Annotated in this window: 17 protein-coding genes; 12 read left to right on the forward strand and 5 right to left on the reverse strand. The window is 73.1% G+C overall.

Features of this window, described 5'->3' with window-relative positions; translation table 11 throughout:
* The first annotated feature begins 518 nt into the window (after nt 1-518).
* The gene (locus tag AB0J10_RS26385) at nt 519-1,139 is read left to right on the forward strand and encodes an LAETG motif-containing sortase-dependent surface protein (protein WP_363064949.1); all 621 of its coding nucleotides are present in this window, start codon (nt 519-521) and stop codon (nt 1,137-1,139) included.
* A gap of 500 nt (nt 1,140-1,639) precedes the next feature.
* Nucleotides 1,640-2,317 (forward strand): DUF4232 domain-containing protein, encoded by a 678-nt coding sequence (locus AB0J10_RS26390; protein WP_363064950.1) that lies wholly within the window; start codon nt 1,640-1,642, stop codon nt 2,315-2,317.
* 83 nt (nt 2,318-2,400) lie between these two features.
* On the opposite strand, the gene AB0J10_RS26395 is transcribed toward AB0J10_RS26390, so the two are convergent.
* Nucleotides 2,401-2,784 carry a DUF5997 family protein gene (locus AB0J10_RS26395; RefSeq protein ID WP_363064951.1) on the reverse strand — a complete coding sequence of 128 codons (384 nt, stop codon included), beginning with the start codon at nt 2,782-2,784 and terminating at the stop codon, nt 2,401-2,403.
* A 57-nt stretch (nt 2,785-2,841) separates the two neighbouring features.
* Here AB0J10_RS26395 and AB0J10_RS26400 point away from each other — a divergent pair, with 57 nt between their 5' ends.
* Nucleotides 2,842-3,630 (forward strand): LysR substrate-binding domain-containing protein, encoded by a 789-nt coding sequence (locus AB0J10_RS26400; protein ID WP_363064952.1) that lies wholly within the window; start codon nt 2,842-2,844, stop codon nt 3,628-3,630.
* A 103-nt stretch (nt 3,631-3,733) separates the two neighbouring features.
* Here AB0J10_RS26400 and AB0J10_RS26405 read toward each other — a convergent pair whose 3' ends face one another.
* On the reverse strand, nt 3,734-3,904 hold the full coding sequence (locus AB0J10_RS26405; RefSeq protein ID WP_109294168.1) for a hydrophobic protein: 171 nt from the start codon (nt 3,902-3,904) through the stop codon (nt 3,734-3,736).
* Between the two features lie 164 nt (nt 3,905-4,068).
* Between AB0J10_RS26405 and AB0J10_RS26410 the strand changes: the two genes are divergently transcribed.
* From AB0J10_RS26410 to AB0J10_RS26420, 3 genes are all read left to right on the forward strand, one after another.
* Nucleotides 4,069-4,242, forward strand: coding sequence for a CsbD family protein (locus tag AB0J10_RS26410; RefSeq protein WP_363064953.1), 174 nt, complete (start codon nt 4,069-4,071; stop codon nt 4,240-4,242).
* A 610-nt stretch (nt 4,243-4,852) separates the two neighbouring features.
* Nucleotides 4,853-5,305: a MarR family transcriptional regulator gene (locus AB0J10_RS26415; RefSeq protein ID WP_363064954.1), complete on the forward strand. Its 453-nt coding sequence runs from the start codon at nt 4,853-4,855 to the stop codon at nt 5,303-5,305.
* Nucleotides 5,306-5,484: 179 nt separating this feature from the next.
* A complete protein-coding gene (locus tag AB0J10_RS26420) occupies nt 5,485-8,490 on the forward strand; it encodes a BTAD domain-containing putative transcriptional regulator (RefSeq protein ID WP_363064955.1) in 3,006 nt (1,001 codons plus the stop codon).
* Between the two features lie 24 nt (nt 8,491-8,514).
* Here AB0J10_RS26420 and AB0J10_RS26425 read toward each other — a convergent pair whose 3' ends face one another.
* Nucleotides 8,515-8,712 (reverse strand): hypothetical protein, encoded by a 198-nt coding sequence (locus tag AB0J10_RS26425; protein WP_363064956.1) that lies wholly within the window; start codon nt 8,710-8,712, stop codon nt 8,515-8,517.
* 201 nt (nt 8,713-8,913) lie between these two features.
* Here AB0J10_RS26425 and AB0J10_RS26430 point away from each other — a divergent pair, with 201 nt between their 5' ends.
* The 6 genes from AB0J10_RS26430 to AB0J10_RS26455 all read left to right on the forward strand — a co-directional run bounded on the left by AB0J10_RS26430 (nt 8,914) and on the right by AB0J10_RS26455 (nt 17,966).
* Entirely contained in the window at nt 8,914-10,782 is a 1,869-nt protein-coding gene (locus AB0J10_RS26430; RefSeq protein ID WP_363064957.1) for a BTAD domain-containing putative transcriptional regulator, read from the forward strand.
* 94 nt (nt 10,783-10,876) lie between these two features.
* On the forward strand, nt 10,877-14,179 hold the full coding sequence (locus AB0J10_RS26435; protein WP_363064958.1) for an amino acid adenylation domain-containing protein: 3,303 nt from the start codon (nt 10,877-10,879) through the stop codon (nt 14,177-14,179).
* Between the two features lie 121 nt (nt 14,180-14,300).
* The gene (glyA, locus tag AB0J10_RS26440; protein ID WP_363064974.1) at nt 14,301-15,614 is read left to right on the forward strand and encodes a serine hydroxymethyltransferase; all 1,314 of its coding nucleotides are present in this window, start codon (nt 14,301-14,303) and stop codon (nt 15,612-15,614) included.
* Nucleotides 15,611-16,297 (forward strand): DUF2461 domain-containing protein, encoded by a 687-nt coding sequence (locus tag AB0J10_RS26445; RefSeq protein WP_363064959.1) that lies wholly within the window; start codon nt 15,611-15,613, stop codon nt 16,295-16,297. Before glyA ends, AB0J10_RS26445 begins: the two co-directional genes overlap by 4 nt.
* Complete coding sequence (locus AB0J10_RS26450) at nt 16,294-17,385, forward strand: GntG family PLP-dependent aldolase (protein WP_363064960.1); 1,092 nt, start codon at nt 16,294-16,296, stop codon at nt 17,383-17,385. The genes AB0J10_RS26445 and AB0J10_RS26450 overlap by 4 nt, the downstream gene beginning before the upstream one ends.
* Before the next feature lie 5 nt (nt 17,386-17,390).
* Complete coding sequence (locus AB0J10_RS26455) at nt 17,391-17,966, forward strand: GNAT family N-acetyltransferase (RefSeq protein ID WP_363064961.1); 576 nt, start codon at nt 17,391-17,393, stop codon at nt 17,964-17,966.
* Between the two features lie 120 nt (nt 17,967-18,086).
* On the opposite strand, the gene AB0J10_RS26460 is transcribed toward AB0J10_RS26455, so the two are convergent.
* Entirely contained in the window at nt 18,087-19,220 is a 1,134-nt protein-coding gene (locus AB0J10_RS26460) for an acyl-CoA dehydrogenase family protein (RefSeq protein WP_363064962.1), read from the reverse strand.
* Nucleotides 19,217-20,407, reverse strand: a complete 1,191-nt coding sequence (locus tag AB0J10_RS26465) for an acyl-CoA dehydrogenase family protein (protein WP_363064963.1) — start codon at nt 20,405-20,407, stop codon at nt 19,217-19,219. Before AB0J10_RS26465 ends, AB0J10_RS26460 begins: the two co-directional genes overlap by 4 nt.
* Nucleotides 20,408-20,420 lie beyond the last annotated feature (13 nt).

Consider the following 20,420-nt stretch of genomic DNA (forward strand, 5'->3'; position numbering starts at 1 on the left):
TCCTGCCAGTACAAGCCTGACGGATATCGACCAATCGGGGCAATTCGGACCATCGCCGCCGATCCTTGCGAGGCTCGGGGCCCGGCCCCGGACCTCACCGCCGGCGAGGGTTGCGCCACCCCGTCCGCACGCACGGCCGGAGCGGCGACGCGGGCCCCTGCACCCTCCCTGCGCCGGCAGGGGCCCGGCCGCGCGATCGAAGCCGCCCCCGCCGGGCAGCCGGGCGCGGCGGAGGACCACCACCGGCGTGGGCGGGCCGAACGCGATCACGCCAGGAGGCGCGTGAACGGAGACCGTGCACAGGGGACGAACGCCCGCGTCCGCCCGGGCCGCCCGCGGCACCGGACGGACGGGGGATCAGCGACCCGGCGGCGGCACGGGGAAGCCGGCGCCAACACCCGCGGCCCGGTGCGGCGATGGGAACCAAGTCGTTATCGGGGGCGGAGTGAACCCCGGTTCTCAGAAGGAGTACTGTGCGCTGCCATCAGACCAGGTGTTCGGACCTCCATGGAGGATTGATGAATGCACCCACCCGTGCGTGGAAGCGCTCGGGCGCTCTTATAGCGGGCGCTGCCTTCGGGCTCGTCGGAGTGGGCCTGAGTGCCGCTCCGGCGTCGGCCCACACGCCCGTCTGGACGGTGACCTGCTCCGAGGTCACGGTCGATCTCAAGGCGTACAGCCCCAACGTCACCAACACGGTGACCGTCACCGTCGACGGCAAGGACCTGCTGCCCACCGAAACGTTCGGGCGCGAGTTCAGCAAGACGCTGCAGCTGCCCGAGCACAAGGCCGAGGTCGAGGTGCGGCTCGTGGTGAAGGCAGGCGACGGCGACCGGTTCTCGCGCGACGAGACCAAGACCGCGCCCGTCTGCGAGACCCCGGAACCTTCGGGGACGCCGGAGCCCTCGAAGACGCCGGAGCCCTCCGAGACCCCGGAGGAGCCGGAGCCCTCGGACACCCCGAGCTCGGAGCCGCCCAGCTCCGAGGCGCCGCCCGCGCCCGAGCCGAGCACGCCGCCCCTCGCGGAGACCGGCGGATCCAGCGCCACGCCCGTGATCGCGGGCGCCGCTGCCGCTGCGGTCGCGGCCGGGGCCGGCATCCTCGTGGTGACGCGCCGGCGCCGCGCCGGCCGCGGCTGACCGCCGTACGCGCAAGGCCGGTTCCGTGCCCCGCGGCCCTCATGGGCCGCGGGGCACGGCCATGGTCCGGTGCCGTCACTCTCCGGTGATACGGCGGGCCCTCCGGGCCGTCACAAGGAGGTGCCGGCGGAACCCGTCTCGCTGCCCAACCGCGGCACCTCCGCGGGCAGGGAATCCGGTGCGCTCCGGGCCGCGGAGCCCGAAGGCCGAGCTGCCCACGGCCCCGGCGACGGCACTGGAGGCGCCTGGACGCCGTCCACGGGACGGTCCGGGCGACGGCGCCCGCGAGACGGTTCCTGCGGTGTGCGGTCCACGCGCGAAGTCGTCGGTGAAATCGCGCCGTTGGGGCTTCCGTGCCGGCGCTGGCATGATGGCGCCGTCCGCAGGGACGGTCCGGCGCGGGCCCGTCGGCGCAGTCCGCGAACGGGCGGCCCCGCTCCCCGGAAGCGGGCTCACCAATCCCCCGACGCACGGTGGCAGCCGCGTGCCATGATCACGGCATGAACGACAGAGGGCTGGGGCGTGCGGTGGTCCTCGCGGTGTCGGCCGCGGTCCTGGCCACCGGGTGCGGGCTGTCGGCGGAGCTGGACCGCGAGGCCGATCCCGCGCGGACGGGAGCGGACGCCCGCCCCGGGCGCCCGGCGACCGGTCCTCCCGTACCCGACCCTCCCGGCTCCCGACCCTCGTCCGGTGTGCGCGCCCCCTCACGGGAAGCCGCCGGGGAGCGGCCCCCGCACGGAGCGCGCGACTGCCCGGCATCGGGCGTACGGGTGTCGACCGGCATGGTCAGCGCCACCATGGGCCTGCGAGCCATGCCCGTCACGATCAGCAACTGCGGCACTCGCGACCAGCGGCTGAACGGCTATCCGGACGTCCGGGTGCGCGACGTGGACAAGCGGCCCATGGACGTGACGGTTCTCAAGGGGCCGGAACCGATCACCCGGCTCGACGACCCGGGCCCGCATCCGGTCCCGCTGCGCCCCGGGGAGTCGGCACGCAGCGTGTTCGTCTGGCGCTACTCCGCCGTCGACGCGGCGACCCTGAGGGGCAGCGGGGTGTACGTGGAGATCGGCCCGAGCGCCGGCGCCGCCCGGCAGACGGTCGTGCCGGAGGGCGGCCTCGACATCGGCGAGACGGGCCTGCTCGGCACGACCGCGTGGACGAAGACCACGGGCTGAAGCCGGTGGTCACGGTGCGGGGTGGGACTCCGGCCGTGGGGCCGGGCGGGTGCACATGCCTGCCGTCAGGATCGCCCCTCGGCCTACGCGTCCTTCTCGGCGCGCTTCTCCCTGAGGCGCACGGCCTCCTTGCGCACCTCGGCCTGGGTCGCGCGCTCCCGCCGGAGCCACTCGGGGCTCTCCTGCTTCAACGCCTCGATCTGCTCCGTGGTCAGGGCCTCCGTGACACCGCCACGGGCCAGGCCGGAGATGGAGACGCCCAGCTTCGCCGCGACCACGGGGCGCGGGTGCGGGCCGTTGCGCCGCAGCTCGCGGAGCCACTCGGGCGGCTCGGACTGGAGCGCGTTGAGCTCGTCGCGCGAGACGACACCCTCCCGGAACTCCGCAGGGGTGGCTTCGAGGTACACACCCAGCTTCTTGGCCGCCGTGGCGGGCTTCATGGTCTGGGTGCCGTGGTGCGACGTCATGCGACAAGGATATCGAGTGCCTGCACGAGCTCCGACCACGCCGGATAACCTGGAGCGGTGACTGGCTCGGAAGCTCCCCCCTCGTTCAGGCTCGCCTACGTACCCGGCGTGACTCCTGGCAAATGGGTGCGGATCTGGCAGGAGCGGCTGCCCGACGTCCCGCTGGACCTCGTCGCGGTGCCGGCCGCCGAGGCGCCGGGGCTGTTGCGCGACGGGGGCGCCGACGCCGGTGTGGTGCGACTGCCCGTCGACCGCGCCGTCTTCAGCGCCATCCCGCTCTACACGGAGACGACGGTGGTCGTCGTACCGAAGGACCACTCGATCGCGGCCGTGGACGAGGTCTCCCTGGAGGACCTCGCCGAGGACGTCGTGTTCCACCCGCTGGACGACACCCTCGAGTGGCGGGACCTCCCGGGACGTCCCGCGATCGAGCGCCCGGCGACGACCGCGGACGCGATCGAGCTGGTGGCCGCGGGGGTGGGTGTGCTGGTGGTCCCGCAGTCCCTCGCCCGTCTGCACCACCGCAGGGACCTGACGTACCGCCCGGTCACGGACGCCCCTCAGTCGGCCGTCGCCCTGTCCTGGCCCGAGGAGCGGACCACCGATCTGGTGGACGACTTCATCGGCATCGTCCGCGGGAGGACCGTCAACAGCACGCGGGGCCGCCGCCCCTCCGACGCGGAGCAGCCGAAGGACCAGCCGAAGGACAAGGCCCGGCGCTCCGGCCGCCCGGCGGCGGGCGGCAGGACCGCTTCCGGGGGACGGCGCGGTGCCGCCGCCGGGCGCGGCGGCGCTTCCGCCGGGCGCAAGGGTGCCCGGCCAGGCAAGCCGCGCCGCCGCTCCTGATCCACGGAGGTCCGTTCGGGCGCCGTCCGGACACGGGAACGCGGGTGCCCCGGGAGGTCCTCCCGGGGCACCCGCGTTCGCGCAGTCGGCGGCCGGAGCCGAGCTACCAGCGGTACCAGCGTCCTCGGCCGCCACCGGGCCCGGCCGGCCGGATGACGAAACCGAGGAGCCAGACGACCAGGACGATCGCGGCGATCCACCAGAGCGCTTCGAGAGCGAATCCGGCACCGAAGAGCAGCGCGGCGAGTATGAGAACCAGCAGCAAAGGAACCATGTTTATCAACCTCCGAAGCCACGGTTGCCCGGGCTCCGCGGATTCACACCTGTGGCACGTTCGATGATTTCGCCGTGCTTTCCCGGACGGACCGGGGTTTGACATCGCGGGCTCCGGTTACTCGACGCAGTGCACCTGTCGTCGACTTCCGGGAAGTGAGAGTCATGGCTGCGGACGAGAAGACCCAGGCCAGGATCGAGCAGGCCAAGGGCAAGGTGAAGGAGACCGTGGGACGCGCGGTCGGCAACGAGCGGATGACCGCCGAGGGGCGCGCCGAACAGTCGAAGGGCGACATGCGCGCGGCGAAGGAGAAGGCCAAGGACGCCTTTCACCGCTGAGGCTTGCCCTACGGCCCCGAGGCCCGGTATTCGCGCGGCGAATACCGGGCCGGCCTCTTTCTTCGCGCGGGTCACCGGAATGGCAGCTCACCGAACGACCGTGCCCGGCAAATGACCGGTCGCCGAACGACCACCCGGCGAACCACCGCTCATCGATGACACCGCGCCCCCAAAGCCCGTGCGGACCGAGGCCCGCCGCAAGGCCGCCCCCGCTCCCGGCCCGGCCGCGTCCCCGATACCCCACGTGCCGTTGCCCCGCCCGTCCGGCCGCGCACCCGCGGAGTCCGGCGCCCACGCCCGGGCGGCCGGCGAAACCGCCGGCCGCGCCGCCCGCCCCGTGCACGACGGTTCGGCACACCGGCCGCCCGCCCGGGTGCGAGATCCCGCCGCTCCGTTCCCGGGGGGTCGGCGGAGGCCGTCACGCCAAGCGGCACGTGATATTCCGGTAATCGAACACATCATGGACACTGGGTTCGGCCAACGGTACGGTGCGGCAACATGTGGCCGGAACCATCGGGGGCCGCGGACCGACGGACGCTCAGTGTGTCGACTTCCTGCGGAGGGGGCCGTTTTGCGTGTCGCCAAGTTCTGTGAGGACGCTCGTGGTGGGGTGCCCAGCGTCGACGCTCTCAGCCGGTCCGCACTCGCGGTACTCCACCTGAACGGCAGGTTCACGGCCGAGCTCAACAGGCTGACGCTGGCTCACGGGCTCAGCGCGGCCCAGTGGCAGGTCCTCAACACCATAGGGAACGGGCCGCGACCGGTCTCCGACGTGGCCCGCCTCCTGGGTGTCACCCGGCAGAGCGTGCAGCGTACGTCCGATGTGCTGGTGAGTCGGAGGCTGGCAGCCTACCGGGACAACCCCGCACACCGGCGCGCCAAACTGCTGGAGGCCACCGACGGCGGCAGGGCGGTCCTGCGCGGAATCGAGCCCGGCCAGGCCGAACTGACCCGCCGACTGTGCGGAGAACTGGGTGGCGAGGATGGATTCCGCAAGATCATCGAGGTGCTTGGCGAATTGTCGCGGGCCCTCTGCGCCGTCGCACCGCAAGCCCGTTCCTGAGTCTGCGAGGACCTTGTGGGGCCACCGTGCCCGCACGCTCCGCGGTCCACCCGTCGGGGCTGGAAATCGCCCTACCGGAGGGGTTGTTGATGGCCGATTTCAAGTGCTTCCGTACTGTACCGTCAGCGCCTTGAACGGGGTCACATCGGGGGGACCTTTTGAACCAGTTAGTCTTCAGATTGCTCGGCCCCCTGCTGGTTCAGGCAGACGGGGTGCCGGTCCGGATCAAAGGCAGACGCCAGTCCACCGTCCTCGCGGTGCTGCTCCTCTCCGCCGACCGGATCGTGTCCGTGGACACCCTGGTGGACGCGGTGTGGCCGGACAGCCCTCCGGCGACCGCCCGCAACCAGATCGCCATCTGCGTCGCCACGCTGCGCAAGACCTTCAAGGAAGCGGGCGAGAGCGAGCTGCTGCTGACGTCCCCGCCCGGATACGTACTCGCCCGCGGTGAGCACCGCATCGACGTGATGGAGTTCCTGCAGCACGCGGAGCAGGGGCGGGACGCCGCACGCCACGGCCGGGCCGAGGACGCCTGCGTGCTGCTGGAGGAGGCTCTCAGCAAGTGGCGGGGGGCGGCTCTCGACAAGCTCTCGGGCGAGCGGATCGAGGCGGAGGCGGCCAGGTTGGAACAGCTCCGGCTCGATCTGATGGAGGAACGCGCCGGTCTCATGCTGGAGCTGGGCAGACACCGGGTGCTGACCGGGGAGCTCGGTGAACTCGTCGCACGGCACCCCCTGCGGGAGCAGTCGCGCGAGCATCTGATGCTGGCCCTCTACCGCTCCGGACAGCGTGCCGAGGCCCTGGAGGTGTTCCGGCTGGGGCGCCGGCTGCTGAACGAGGAGCTGGGCATAGAACCGGGGCCCGCCCTGCAGCAGTTGCACGATCTGATCCTGCACGACTCGCCCGAGCTGTCCCGCCCGCCCGCCACCGCTCCCCCCGCGTCGGTCAGCGTCCTGACGGTGCCGGCACAACTGCCCGCGGACGTCATGCGGTTCACCGGGCGACAGCAGGAGCTGGCCGCCCTCGACCGGCTGCTCAAGGAGCCCTACCATCCGCACGCCCCCGCCTTGGCCACGGTCGTCGGTGTCGGCGGGGTGGGCAAGACCGCACTGTCCGTTCACTGGGCGAGTCAGGCCGCCGACCGTTTTCCGGACGGTCAGCTCTTCGCCGATCTGCGCGGCTACGACGAGGAGAACCCCCCGGTCTCCCCCGCCGCCGTGCTCGACCGCTTCCTGCGCGCGCTCGGGGTGCCGGCTCCGCAGATCCCGGAGGAGCCCGACGAGCGAGCGGCGCTGTACCGGAGCCTGCTCAGCACGCGCAGAATGCTGGTTCTCCTGGACAACGTACGGTCGTTCGCCCAACTGAGGCCCCTGCTCCCGGGCGGCGGCCGCAGTGTCGTCCTGGCCACCGGGCGCGAGGTCCTGGACGATGTGACCGGCGACTACACGGCCCTGCGGATCAGGCTGCGCGTCCTCCCGCCCGCCGAGGCCACCACACTGCTCACCAAGATCGCCGGCGCCGACCGCTTCGGCAGCGACCCGGTGGGACTCGAGCAGCTGAGCGCTCTGTGCGACTGCCTGCCGCTGGCGCTGCGGATCGCGGGAGCACGACTCGCGGCCAAACCCGGTCTCACCGTGCGCGGGCTGGTCGAGAGGCTGCGCGACCAGCGGCGGCGGCTGGACGAGCTGAGCCCGGAGGAGGGCGGGGTCCGGGCCGGCTTCCGGCTCACCTACCGGGACCTGTCACCCGAGGCGGCCCGGATGTACCGCCGGCTCGGGCTGCTGCGCACCCCGGACTTCGCGGCGTGGGCCGCGGCCGCCACCGTGGACACCAGCCTGTGGCGGGCCGAGGAACTGCTCGACCAGCTCGTGGACGCCCAGTTGCTGGAGGCCGTGGAACCGGTACCGGGCAGGCCCGACCGGTACCGGTTCCAGGACCTGCTCCAGCTCTTCGCGCGCGAGCGTGCCGAGGCCGACGAGACGGAGGAGCAGTGCGACGCCGCGCTGGAGCGCGCGTTCGCCGCCTGGCTGTGGCTCGCGGAAGAGGCACATCGGCGGCTGGACGGTGGGGACTTCCCGGTGGGCCGGCCGGCGCAGCGGGCACCGGCGTTCCTCTCCGGAGCGTCGGACGAACTGCTGGCCGCACCGCTTGACTGGTTCGAGTCCGAGCGGGCCGCGTTGGCGGACGTGGTGGCGCACGCGGCCGAGACGGGCCGGGCCCGGTACGCGTGGGCCCTGACGGAGAGCGCGGTGCCGCACTTCGAGACACGGAACTACCTGGAGGACTGGCAGCGTTGCGCCGACGCGGCCCTGTCCTCCGCCCGGCGTGTGGGCGATCGGGTGGGCGAGGCCACCATGCTGCGCCTGCTGGGCTCGCTCGCCATCTACCAGCGGCGCTACGAGCAGGCCGAAGGCTGGAACATGGCCGCTCTGCGACTCCTGCGGTGCAGCGACGACGTCCACGGGGCGGCGCTCGCCAAGCGGAACCTGGCGATGTGCGCCAGGCTCCAGGGGGACTGGGACCGGGCACTGGAGTTCTGCCGGGCTGCGCTGGAGGGCTTCTCCAAGGTGGGCGACACCCGCAACCAGGCCCATCTGCTCGGCTATCTGGCGCAGATCGAGCTGGACCGCGGGCAGGTGGGGCAGGCGCTCCCCCTGGCCGTGGAGGCGGTGGCGCTCAGCCGACGTTCCGGGTCGGTGCGCGCGGAGACCCAGAACCTCTACCGGCTCGCGGAGGCGCGGCTGTGCGCGGACGAACTGGACGACGCGGCCCAGTCGTTCCGCGAGGTGCTGCAGTTGTCCCGCAACGAGGGCGACCGGGTCGGCGAGGCACACGCGCTGCGCGGACTCGGCGAGACGCAGTGGAGCCAGGGCCTGCTCCCGGCGGCGGAGAGCACGCTGCGGCAGGCCCTGGAGATCACTGAGGAACTGTCCGACCGCTTCCTGTACGCGCGGGTGGAGACCGACCTCGGCTGTGTGGAGGCGCTGGGCGGTCGGCACTCGGCAGCGGCGGAGAGGTTCGAGCGGGCCCATGCCGCGCTCGGCGAAGTCGGGGCCCAGCCCTGGCGGGAGAGGGTGTTGAGGCTGCTCGCCGCGCTGCGCGGCGGGCCGGGCGCGGTCCCCGGGACGGAACGATGCTTCACACCCGGGACGTTGCGGCTGCTCCTGGCGGACCGGTCCGTCTGAGCCGGTCCCCGAGGGGCCGGGCACTCAGCCCCAGGGCATGTCGTCGTCGGAGGCCGTGGTCGGCCCCGTCGGTTCGACGATGCCCCAGGGCATGTCGTCGGCGCTCGAGACCGTCGTGGAGTGCGCGGTGAAGCCCAGTCCGGCGCCGGCTCCCGTGATCAGCCCCGCCAGTACGAACAGACCGGCCATCGTCGCCCGCTTCGCCGTCCGAGTGCTGCGCATAGCGATTCCCCCCTCATCGGTGGACCGTCATTGCCGCTTGCTGCGGTACGAACGGACAGTAGGGACGCCTCCTTTCGATCCCTTGTCCCACCGATTTCACGCGTCGGGACCCCCGTGAAACCGACACGATATCGAGAAAATAACGCACCCCTCTAGCGTCGTCCCCGAGATTCTTCGCGTGAATCACGAACGGGGCTGCCCATGGAATTCCGAGTGCTCGGGCCCGTCGAGGTCCGCCGGTACGGGAGCAGAGTGCCGCTCTCCGGCACCAAGCTGCACACCGTGCTGGCAGCGCTGCTGATGGCCCGCGAGGAGGTCGTCTCCGACGACCGGCTGAGCCGTCTGCTCTGGGGCTGGACACCGCCCGCCACCGCGAGCGCCCAGCTGTACACCTATGTGTCGCGGCTGCGGAAAATCCTGGGCGACGACATACTCATCGACCGCAGGCCACCCGGATATGCCATGGCCATAGGCAATTCCTCACTCGATCTGATCGAATTCGAGGAACTCGACCGGGAGGGCCGGGAAGCCCTTTCCGAACAAGACCACGAAAAGGCGGGGGATCTTCTCCGGGGTGCCCTCGCGCGGTGGAACGGCCCTCCCCTGGCGAACACCACGGACCATCTCGCGGCCGCCGAGGCCCCCTGCCTCACGGAGGCGCGGGCCGTCACCCTGGAGCACCGGATCGCCGCCGACCTCGCACTCGGCCGCCACGAGGAGATCACCGTCGAACTCACCGGTCTCGTGGCGGAGTTCCCCCTGCGGGAGCGCTTCCGCTGCCAGCTGATGACCGCGCTGTGCCGCTGCGGACGGCAGGCCGACGCGATCCACCTCTACCACCACGGCCGCGCGGTGCTGGCCGAGGAACTGGGCGTCGACCCGGGTGAGGAACTGCAGGCCACCTACCGGGCACTGCTCGACGGCTCCCTGGTGCGGCACCCGCGTCGGACCGGCGCCCCGGCGGCTTCGGAGGCCGGCGACCGCCGCCAGGGCGACCAGGAGGCCCACGGCGTGCCGGCCACCCTGCCACCGGACACGGCGGACTTCACGGGTCGCGAGCGCGAACTGGAACTGCTGTCCCGGGCCCTCACCCCGGACACGTCCGCGGCGGACCGGCCCCGCAGGGTGCTGGTGACGGGGATGGCCGGGGTCGGCAAGACCGCGCTCGCCGTGCACGCGGCGCACCGCTGCAAGCGGCACTTCCCCGACGGACAGCTGTACGCCGACCTGCGTGCTCCTGACGGCACCGCGCGGCCGGCCGGCGGGGTGCTGTTGCAGCTGCTGCGGGCTCTGGGGCTCGCCGTCGGCTCGGTCGTGGCCGACGACACCGACGAACTCGTCCGTCTCTACCGGGAACGCACCGGCGGCCGGCAGTTGCTCGTCCTGCTGGACAACGCCGCGAGCGCGGCGCAGCTCGGACCGCTGCTCCCCAACACCCCGGAACCGGCGGTCCTCGTCACGGGACGCACCGCGCTGCCCACCGTGACCGGGGCCCACACCGTGGCCCTCGATCCGCTGGAGGACGGACCGGCGCTCCAGGTGCTGGCCGCGGCGGCCGGAGCCGAGAGGATCGCCGCCGCCCCCGGTGCGGCGGCGGTCATCGTGGAGCACTGCGCGGGACTGCCGCTGGCGCTGCGCATCGCGGGCATGCGGATTGCGGCCCGGCCGCACTACGCGCCGGACCGGTTCGCCCGGCGGCTGGCGGACCCCGGCACCCGGCTGCGGGAGCTCCACTCGGGCGACCTGGACGTGCAGGGCGCGCTGCTCGCCTCGTGGCGGGCGCTGCGGCCGGATGCCCGCCGGGCGTTCCCGGACCTCGGCGGTCTGGGCCCGGAGCCGTTCCCCGCGGTGCGGGCCGCCGGGTTGCTGGGGCTGCCCGAGGGTGAGGCCGAGCTGCTGCTGGAGGCCATGGCGGACGAGGCGCTGCTGGAGGTGAGCGGCGCCGACGAGTGGGGCCGGCCCTGCTACGTGTTCCACCCGCTGGTGCGGCTCTTCGCCCTCTCCCTTCCGGACGACCGGGCGCAGGGCACGCCGGCCGGACGGTTCGGTGGGGGCGTAACCGGTGGCTAACCGGCGCGGCCTACCCTCGCCCCGCCCGGCGGAGCGGCGACGCCCCGGCAGCCCCGGCCCGATGAATTCCCTTCAGAGCGAGTGGAGTTGGACCATGACCGAGCTCTTGCACGGCCCCGCCGACAGCGCCGTCCCCTTCCCCATGACCGAGACGCAGCAGGCGCTGATGATCGGGCGGGGAGAGGGCGTCGAACTGGGCAGCATCGGCTGCTACGGGTACTTCGAGTGGGAGCGCGAGGACCTGGATCCGCAGCGGTTCGCCGCCGCCTGGCGCCGGGTCGTCGCCCGTCACGACATGCTGCGTGCCGTCGGCCGCTCCGACGGCACACAGCACGTGCTCGCGGAGCCCCCGCCGTACGACACACCGGTGCTGGACCTGCGGGGGCTCGCCGCCGACGACGCCGAGAAGCGGCTCGCCGAACTGCGCGAGGAGATGAGCCACCGGGTGTTCCCGGTGGGCGGCTGGCCGCTGTTCGACCTGAGGATGGTGCTGCTGCCGGGCGGGGGGAGCCGGGGCCGGGTCCATCTGGGCATCGATCTGCAGGTGCTCGACGCCTCCAGTGCCTTCCAGGTGCTCTTCCCGGACCTGATCGACCTGTACGAGGACCCCGGGGCCGAACTGCCCGAGCCCGGCCTCACGTTCGCCGACTACGCGCGCTGGCGTGCCGACGTCATGCCCGGCACGGAGGCGTTCCGCGCGGCCCGTGACTACTGGCTGGAGCGGGTTCCCCAGCTCCCGCCGGCGCCTTCGCTGCCGAAGGGCGGGGGCGGTGCGGCCGGGGTCCGCTTCGAACGGCACGAGCACCGGCTGTCGCCCGCGGACTGGGAACGCCTCAGGAACGTGGCTCGCGAGGCGGAGGTCTCCCCGTCGGTGCTGCTCACCGCCGCGTTCGCCGAGGTGGTCCGCTGCTGGGCGGAGGAGACCGACTTCACCCTCAACTACCCCGTCTTCGAGCGTCCCCGGGTGCACGAGGACATCGGTTCGGTGCTGGGGGACTTCACCAACGCCGTGCTCCTCGCCGCGGACGGTTCGGGCGCGACCTTCCTCGACCGGGCCAGGGCCCTGCGCGACCAGCTCGGCCGGGACATGGAGCACGGTTCGTTCAACGGCGTCCGGGTGCTGCGCGAACTGACCCGGCTGCACGGTGCCGGCGCGCAGGCCGGAATGCCGGTGGTCGTCACCAGCCTGCTGGACTACCCGGCCCGCCGCCCGGTCACCGACCTGGGGCACGAGGTCTATTCGATCTCGCAGACCCCGCAGGTGTCCCTCGACGTCCAGTTGCGCGAACTCGGCGGGGAGCTGCGGATCATCTGGGACTACGTCGACGGCGCCTTCGCGCCCGGATTCACCGCGGCCGCGTTCGGGGCGTACGTCTCCCTCGTCCGGCGCCTCGTGGAGGAACCGGAGAGCCTGCGCAGCCGGCGCTTCGACCTGATCCCTCCCGCCGAACGCGAGCTGCGCCGCCGGGTCAACGACACGGCGGGCCAGATCCCGTACACCACCCTGCACGAGCTGTTCGCCGAGCAGGCCGCCCGCACTCCGGACGCCGAGGCGGTCGTGGACGCCGGGCGGCGGCTCACCTACGCGGAACTCGCCTCCTACGCCTGGCGGATCGGCCGCAGGCTGCGCCTGCACGGCGCGAAGCCGGGCGAGCTGATCGCCGTCGTGATGGAGAAGGGCTGGGAGCAGTACGCCGCGGTGTACGGGATCCTGGCGTCCGGTGCGGCCTATCTGCCGCTCGACGCCTCCCTGCCTCCCGAGCGCCTGCGCAGGCTCCTGGCCCACGCCGGAGTGGACAAGGTGCTCACCCAGTCCCGGCTGGAGTCCCGCATCGGCTGGCCGCCCAACGCCCACCGCTACCGCGTGGACGAGGACTTCGAGGTCGGCGACGCCGGCCCGCCGGAGGTCGCGCAGACCCCGGCCGACATGGCGTACACCATCTTCACCTCCGGTTCGACGGGTGAGCCCAAGGGCGTCATGGTCGACCACATCGGTGTCGTCAACCTCATCCGCGACGTGGCCCGGCGGTTCGGGGTGGACGGGGCGGACCGGCTGCTGGCCGTCTCCGGGCTGCACTTCGACGCATCGATCTACGACGTGTTCGGCGTGCTGACGCAAGGAGGCACCGTCGTCGTGCCGCCGCCGTTCGAGCACGCCGAACCGGACGTGTGGGCCGACCTGGTGTCCGCGGAGCGCGTCACGCTGTGGAACTCCGTGCCGGTGCTGATGGAACTGCTCGTCGGCGAGGCGGAGGTCCGCGAACGGCGCGGCGGCGGACGGCCGCTGGAGTCACTGCGTCTCTCGGTGCTCTCCGGCGACTGGATCCCGCTGACCCTGCCGGACCGGTTGCGCGCCCAGAGCCCCCGTATCCAGGTGGTGGGCTCGGGCGGCCCGACGGAGACGATCTGCTGGTCGCTGTTCCAGCCGATCGGCGAGGTCGACCCGGCCTGGTCCAGCATCCCCTACGGCAAGCCCATCACCAACCAGCGGTACTACATCGTGGACGGCTCCGCCCACGAGCGCCCGCTGGGCGTGGTGGGCGAGATGGCCGTGGCCAGCGACGTCGGGCTGGCGCTCGGCTACCTGAAGAACGAGGAGCTGACCCGCAGCCGCTTCGTGGCGCTGCCGGAGACCGGCGAGCGGGCCTATCTGACGGGGGATCTGGGGCGCTACCTCCCGGACGGAGGCATCGAGATCCTGGGCCGGGACGACTTCCAGGTGAAGGTCCAGGGCCACCGGATCGAACTCGGCGAGATCGAGGCCGCGCTGCGGCAGGACGAGCGGGTCGCGGCGGCCGTGGTGGTCGCGCCCGCCAGCGCCCACGGCGTCCGGCGGCTGCACGCCTACGTCGTCGCCGGGCGGGCGGGCACGGGGGAGCAGATCCTCGCCCGGCTCTCGGAGCAACTGCCCGCGTACATGGTCCCCTCCGCGCTGACCGTGCTGGAGGAGCTGCCGCTCACCCGCAACGGCAAGGTGGACCGCTTGCTGCTCGCCTCCACCGCCGGCAGCCGCCAGGCCGCCGACGACTCGGCGGCGGCCGACGCGGCCGCGGAGCCGGGCGACGCGCTGGAGCTGGTGCTGTGCGCGGCCGTCGCCGACATCCTCGGCCTCGACCGGGTCGGCCCCGGCGACAACTTCTTCAAGCTGGGCGGCGATTCGCTGAGCGGAACCCGGCTGGCCGGCCTCCTCCAGGACCTGCTGGGGGTGCCCGTGCCCGTCAGGACGGTGTTCCGTACCCCGGTGCTGGCGACGCTGGCCGCGCGGATCGCCGCCGACGAGAAGCACGGCGCTGAGGCGCTGGCCGCAGCGGAGGCCCTCGGTGCGCTGCCGGACGAGGACGGCGCGGATCTCCCCGCCGGGACGCCGGACCTGCCCGGGGCCGCGGCCCGCGTCTGACCGACGACCACAGGAACTCCACGAGGGGACAGTCATGACCTTCACCCTGCCCGCGCCGCTGGGCGCGCCGGCCGCATACGGTGCTCCGACGGCCGCGGGTCCGCGGCCGGAAACGCCCGACATGATCACCTTCGCCGGGCACGCGGCCACCCGGCTGCGCCGCGCCGACGCCGTCCTGTACGAGTTGCTGAACCGCGAGGCGGACCGCCAGAACAGCACGCTGACGATGGTCGCCGCGTCGAGCGTCGCCGACCCGTCCGTGCTGGCCTGCGGTGGAAGCGCGCTCGGGAATCTCACCGCCGAGGGCTATCCGGGCGGGCGCTACCACGCCGGCTGCTCGGTCGCGGACGAGATCGAGCGGCTGGCGATCGAGCGGGCCCGTGCGGCGTTCTCGGCCCAGGACGCCATCGTCCAGCCGCACTCGGGGTCGTCGGCGAACCTGGCGGTGCTCACCGCCCTGCTGGCACCCGGCGACACCCTGCTGGGCCTGGACCTCGACTGCGGGGGGCATCTCACACACGGTTCACCCGCCTCGGTCAGCGGCCGCTACTACAACGCCGTGGGGTACCGGCTCACGCCCGAGGGGCTGCTGGACTACGACCGGATCCGCGATCTGGCCCTCACCCACCGGCCCAAGCTGATCGTCTGCGGGGCGAGCGCCTACCCTCGCAGCATCGACTTCGCCCGCTTCCGGGAGATCGCCGACGAGACGAACGCCTATCTGCTCGCCGACATCTCCCATATCGCGGGCCTCGTAGCGGCGGGACTGCACCCGAGCCCCGTCGACCACGCCCACATCACCACCACGAGCACCTACAAGCAGCTGTACGGCCCTCGGGGCGGACTGATCCTGCTCGGCCGTGACGCCGGCAAGTCCGGGCCCGAGCGCGGGACGCTCGCCTCGACCATGCGCCGCGCCGTGTTCCCGTTCACCCAGGGCACTCCGGACCTGGCGTCGATCGCGGCCAAGGCCCGGGCCCTGGACTTCGTGGCGGGGCCCGAGTTCGCCGAGCTGGCCAAGCGGCTGGCGGACGGGGCCCAGGCGATCGCCGAGCGGCTGTCCGAACGCGGCCTGCGCCTGGTCACCGGCGGCACAGACACCCACATGGTGCTCATCGACCTGCGCCCGTCCGGTCTGACCGGGGACGTCGCCGAGGAGGCCCTGGAATCCTGCGGCATCGTCGTCAACCGCAATCGCGTCCCGGGCGACACCACGCCCGTGCGGACCACCGCCGGACTGCGGCTGGGCAGCAACACCCTGGCGGCTCGTGGCATGGACCGCAACGCGGCGGGCGAGTGCGCGGACCTGGTCGCGGACGTCCTCGACGCGCTGCGGGCCGGCTCCGGGGTGCTCCCGGCCGAGGTGCGCGCGGCGGCGCGGGCACGCGTCGACGCCTTGTGCGCCCGCCACCCGCTCCCGGGGTACGGGTCGTGACGTTCAGCGGCTTCCCACCCTCGGCACCGCGCCTGTACGAGGCACTCGCCGCCGACAACTCCAAGGAGTCGTGGCGGGCACGTCATCGCGCGGTGTACGAGAGTGACGTCCGGGCGCCCATGGAGGAGCTGGCCGGCGAACTGTCGGCGCGCTTCGCCGAGCACACGGGCGGGGTCCGTCTGCTCGGCCCGGTCAGGGACACCCGGATGTCCCACGACAAGTCCCCGTACAAGACGTACCAGGGCGCGTACCTGGACGTGCTGCCCGCGCTGGGCTTCTGGCTGCATCTGGACCGGGAGGGGCTGTACGCCTCCGGGCGCTGGTACCCGTACGGGGGCGCCGAGGTCGCCCGTTACCGCGCAGCCGTCCAGGAGGAGGCGGACGGCGCGGAACTTGCCGCGATCACCGACCGGCTGACCGGCCTGGGGTTCACGATCGGCGGGGACCGGCTCGCGACCCGGCCGCGTGGCGTGCCGGCCGACCACCCCCGCCTGGAGCTGCTGCGGCACCGCAGGATCGACGCCGGACGGCGGCTCGGACCGGGCCCCGCGCTCGGTTCGGCCGCCGCCGGCGCCTTCGTCCGGGAGACCTGGGAGCTGGTGCGGCCGCTGCTGGACTGGGCCGCGGACCGCGGGCTGACACCGCGACCACGAGGCGGGCAAGGAGCTGACACACCGTCATGAACATGGAGACCGTCGATCTGCGCAGCGACACCGTGACCCGTCCGACGCCCGCGATGCGCCGTGCGATGGCCGTCGCCGAGGTCGGCGACGACCTGTTCGGGGAGGACCCCACCGTCCGGGCGCTGGAGGACCGTCTGGCCGGCCTGTTCGGCTTCGGCGGCGCCCTGTTCGTCCCTTCGGGTGTGATGGCCAATCAGATCGCGCTGCGGCTGCTCACCGCGCCGGGACAGGAGATCGTCTGCGACTCCGAGGCCCACATCCTGGCCCACGAGGAGGGCTCGCCCGCCCGGTACGGCGGGATCCAGACCCGCACCGTCCCCGGCGAGCGCGGACTGCTCGGAGCCGTGGAGCTGGAGACCGTCCTGCGTCCGGGCAACGCCTACACCGTCGGCACCCGCGCGGTGGCGCTCGAGCAGACGCACACCCGCGCGGGCGGCACCGTGTACCCCGTGGAGACGCTGCGCGCGATCCGGCGGCTGACCGCGGGCGCCGGGGTCTCGGTGCACATCGACGGCGCCCGGATCTGGAACGCGCACACCGCGACCGGAACGCCGCTCGCGGAGTACGGGGCCCCGGTCGCCGACACCCTGTCGGTGTGCCTGTCGAAGGGGCTCGGCGCCCCGGTCGGCTCCGTCCTGCTCACGGCCGCCGAACACCTTCCCAGGGCGCGGTCGTTGCGGCACGGTCTGGGAGGAGGCATGCGGCAGTCGGGGATCCTGGCGGCCGCGGGCCTGCACGCGCTCGACCACCACCTGGAGCGCATGGCCGAGGACCACACCCACGCGGCCCTGCTCGCGACGGAGCTGCGGGACGCCGGATGCGCGGTGCGCCCGCAGGAGACCAATGTCGTCCTCGTCGACACACCGGACGCCGAGGAGGTCGTGGCCGGGGCGGCCCGGGAGGGGGTCCTGGTGACCGCGCCCGGTCCACGGACGGTCCGGCTCGTCACGCATCTGGGTGTCGGACGACAGGCGTGCCGTCGTGCCGCGGGGGTCCTGGCGTCCCTCATGGGCGAGGGTCGCCGGACGGGGGGCGTGCCCGCGGCCGCGGGACACGCACAGCAATGGAAAGAGAGCGAAGTAGCCTGATGAATTTGGAAGTTCTGCCGGCGACCGCCGAACGATGGGACGACGCGCGAGCGGTCCTGCAGCCGCGCAAGAGCGCGCACACCTGCTGGTGCATGGCCTGGCGGCTGACCACCGGCGACTACGGGCGGATGACCGCCGACGAGCGGGGCGCGCACCTGCGCTCCCTCGTCGAGGCGGGGAGCCCGGCGCCCGGAGTGCTCGGCTATCTCGACGGGGAGGTGGCGGGCTGGTGCAACGTGGCGCCGCGCAAACACCTGGACCGGCTCACCTCGTCGAAGACCATCACGCCCGTCGACGACCTGCCGGTGTGGTCCGTGACGTGCTTCGTCGTGCGCAAGGAGTTCCGCGGCAAGGGCGTCGCGTCCGGCCTGCTGGAGGGTGCGGTGGAACACGCCCGGGCCAACGGCGCCCCCGCGGTGGAGGGTTACCCCGTGGACCCGGAGGGCGGCCGGGTGAACGCGACACTCGCCTACGTCGGCACGATGGAGATGTTCGAGCGGGCGGGCTTCCGCCGGGTCCGCAGGACCGAGGCCAAGAGCGACAAGCGCTATCGCTGGGTGATGCGCCGCGAGCTGGACTGAGCGTCTCGTGGCTCCGGGGCCCGACGTGCCGGCGGGCCCCGGAGCCACGGGCGCGGCCGGCGCGGACGGCCCGGAGCCAGGGGCGCCCGCCCCGGCGGGAGCCCCTGCCCGTGTCCCTCCTCAGGCGGTGTGCGCGGCGATGTCCCACAGCTGGGCGGGGCGGCCGCAACGCAGTGCCTCCCAGGCGGCCCGCCGGTAGCACCCGGCCACCAGCCCGTCCCTGACCAGACCGGACGCCCCGTGCAGATGGACCGCGTCACGGGTGACGTCCAGCGCGGTCTCCGCGGTCAGGGCGATCAGTCCTGCCGCGTCGCCGGGGCCGAGCCGGTTCTCGTCCAGGTCCTTGGCGGCGTCGCCGACCGCCCAGCGCACCGCGTCGAGACGGGCCAGCAGACCGGCGACCCTCAGCCTCGGCCCCTGGTGCTTCACCAGTGCCTGGCCGAACTGCCGGCGGCTCCTGATCCGGGAGACGACGGCCGTCAGCGCGGCCGCGGTGATCCCGGCCAGCAGGGACGCCTGGTGGACTGCGGCGCGCAGACCCGCCCGGGCCAGCGCCTGCTCGGCCGCGACCCCCCGCAGGACGACGGATCCCACCGGTATCCGGGCTCCGTCGAGTACGGCGCCGGAGACCGCGCCACCGCCGTGGTCGCGCAGCGCGCGCAGCTCGACCCCTGGGGCCGACGGGTCGACGAGGGCGACGCACGGCCCGTCGGGCCCGGAGGCCAGGACGAGCAGCGAGCCCGGCTCCACACCCGCGGCGAAGGGCCCTGCGGAGCCGCTCAGCACGACACCGCCGTCGTCACCGTCGGGCTTCCAGGTGATGCCGGGCGGAACGCAACCGCGCGGGTCGGGCAGCCGGCCCGGCACGGCGACGGGGTGCGATCCGTCCCGTACCCGGTCGAGCAGGCCGTCGAGGCCCTCCGGGACGAGCGGACCGAGCCCGGACAGCAGGTCCAGCGCGAGGAAGGTGTCGGTGAGCGGCACGGGCTGCATCGCGCTGCCGCCCTCCTCGCAGACCATGGCGACGACGGCCTGGCCGAGATCGAGGCCGTCCATCCCGATGGGCAGGGCGAACTCCCAGGCCCCCACGCCCGTCAGGGCCTCCCACGCGCTGGTGGGCGTGGCGGCGTCGATCTCCAGGCCCTGCCGGACGGTGAGCCGGAGCTGCCGGAAGAGGGAGTCCTCGTCCTCGCGCTCCCGCCACCGCTCCGCGGGCGGGCTGCCGTCCGCCGTCCTCTGTGCTGAGCTTGTCAAGGCCGTACCTCCGCCCCTGAGTCGAGACGCAGCCGGGCCAGCGTCTCGAGCATCATCTCGGCGGTGCCGCCCGATATCCGCATCCCGGGGGCTTCCCGCAGCGCCGAGTCCAGTGGATGTGCCACCCCGTCGGTGCCGGGGTCGTCGAGGGTCATGCTGTGGTCGCCGTCCAGTTCGGCGGCCCACCAGGCGATTTCCGCGGCGAGTTCGGTGGTGTACCACTTGGCCGCCGCCGCCTCGTCCTCGTTGAGCTCGCCGCGGTCCAGCCGGGTCAGTACGCGCCGTACGAGCGTGCCCGCGGCCAGGAGGCGTGCGTTGAGCTTGGCGAGGCCGATCTGGTCGTGCTGGCCGGACTGCAGCCGGTCGGTGTGGGCTTCGAGCCGTTCCACGGCGGCGCGGTACCAGCGCAGGGCCTTGACGTAGTAGTCGAGTCCGGTGCGTTCGAAGGCGAGCGTCTTGACGACGATCGCCCAGCCCTGGCCCGGCTCGCCGACCACGTCCTCGGCCGTGACGGCCACCCCGTCCAGGGTGACCTCGTGGAAGGCGTCGTCCCCGATGCCGGGGACGGCGGTGATCGTCACGCCGTGCTGGGACAGGGGCACCAGGAACAGGGTGAAGGCGTCGTTCTCGGCACGCGCGAGGCACAGGCCGTAGTCGGCGAGCCCGGCGAACAGCGAGTGGACCTTCGTGCCGTAGAGCTTGTACCCACCGTTGCCGTCGGAGACGGCGCGGGTGGACAGGATGTTCAGGTCGGAGCCGGCCTGGGGTTCGCTGAAGAGCACGCAGCCGAAGGCGGTTCCGGCGGCGAAGCCCGGCAGATGACGGGCCTTCATGGCGGCGCTCGCGACGTTGAGGAGGGTGGACCCGACGATCTGCACGGTCAGGGTGTGCAGCAGGTCGGGCACGTCGTGCATCGCCAGTTCCTCGACGAGCACGGCGGCGGCGACCTGGCTGACTCCGCGGCCGCCGTACTCCGCGGGCCACTGCGGGGCGAGCAGTCCCGCGTCGCCGAGGGCCCGGTGCACGGGACGGGGATCCCTGCTGCGTCGGGCGGCGGCGACGGGTGCGGACACCAGGACGTCATGGATCTCCTCGCGGAGTGCTCGCATGGGTGTGCGGGGCGCACCCTCACCGGAGCGGACGAGGCCGCAGTCGGCGGGTGCCCGGTAGAACTCGGTGGTGAGCAACGGTTACTCCCAG

The sequence above is a fragment of the Streptomyces sp. NPDC049887 genome, assembly GCF_040656535.1.
In the GTDB taxonomy this organism is placed as follows: Bacteria; Actinomycetota; Actinomycetes; order Streptomycetales; family Streptomycetaceae; genus Streptomyces.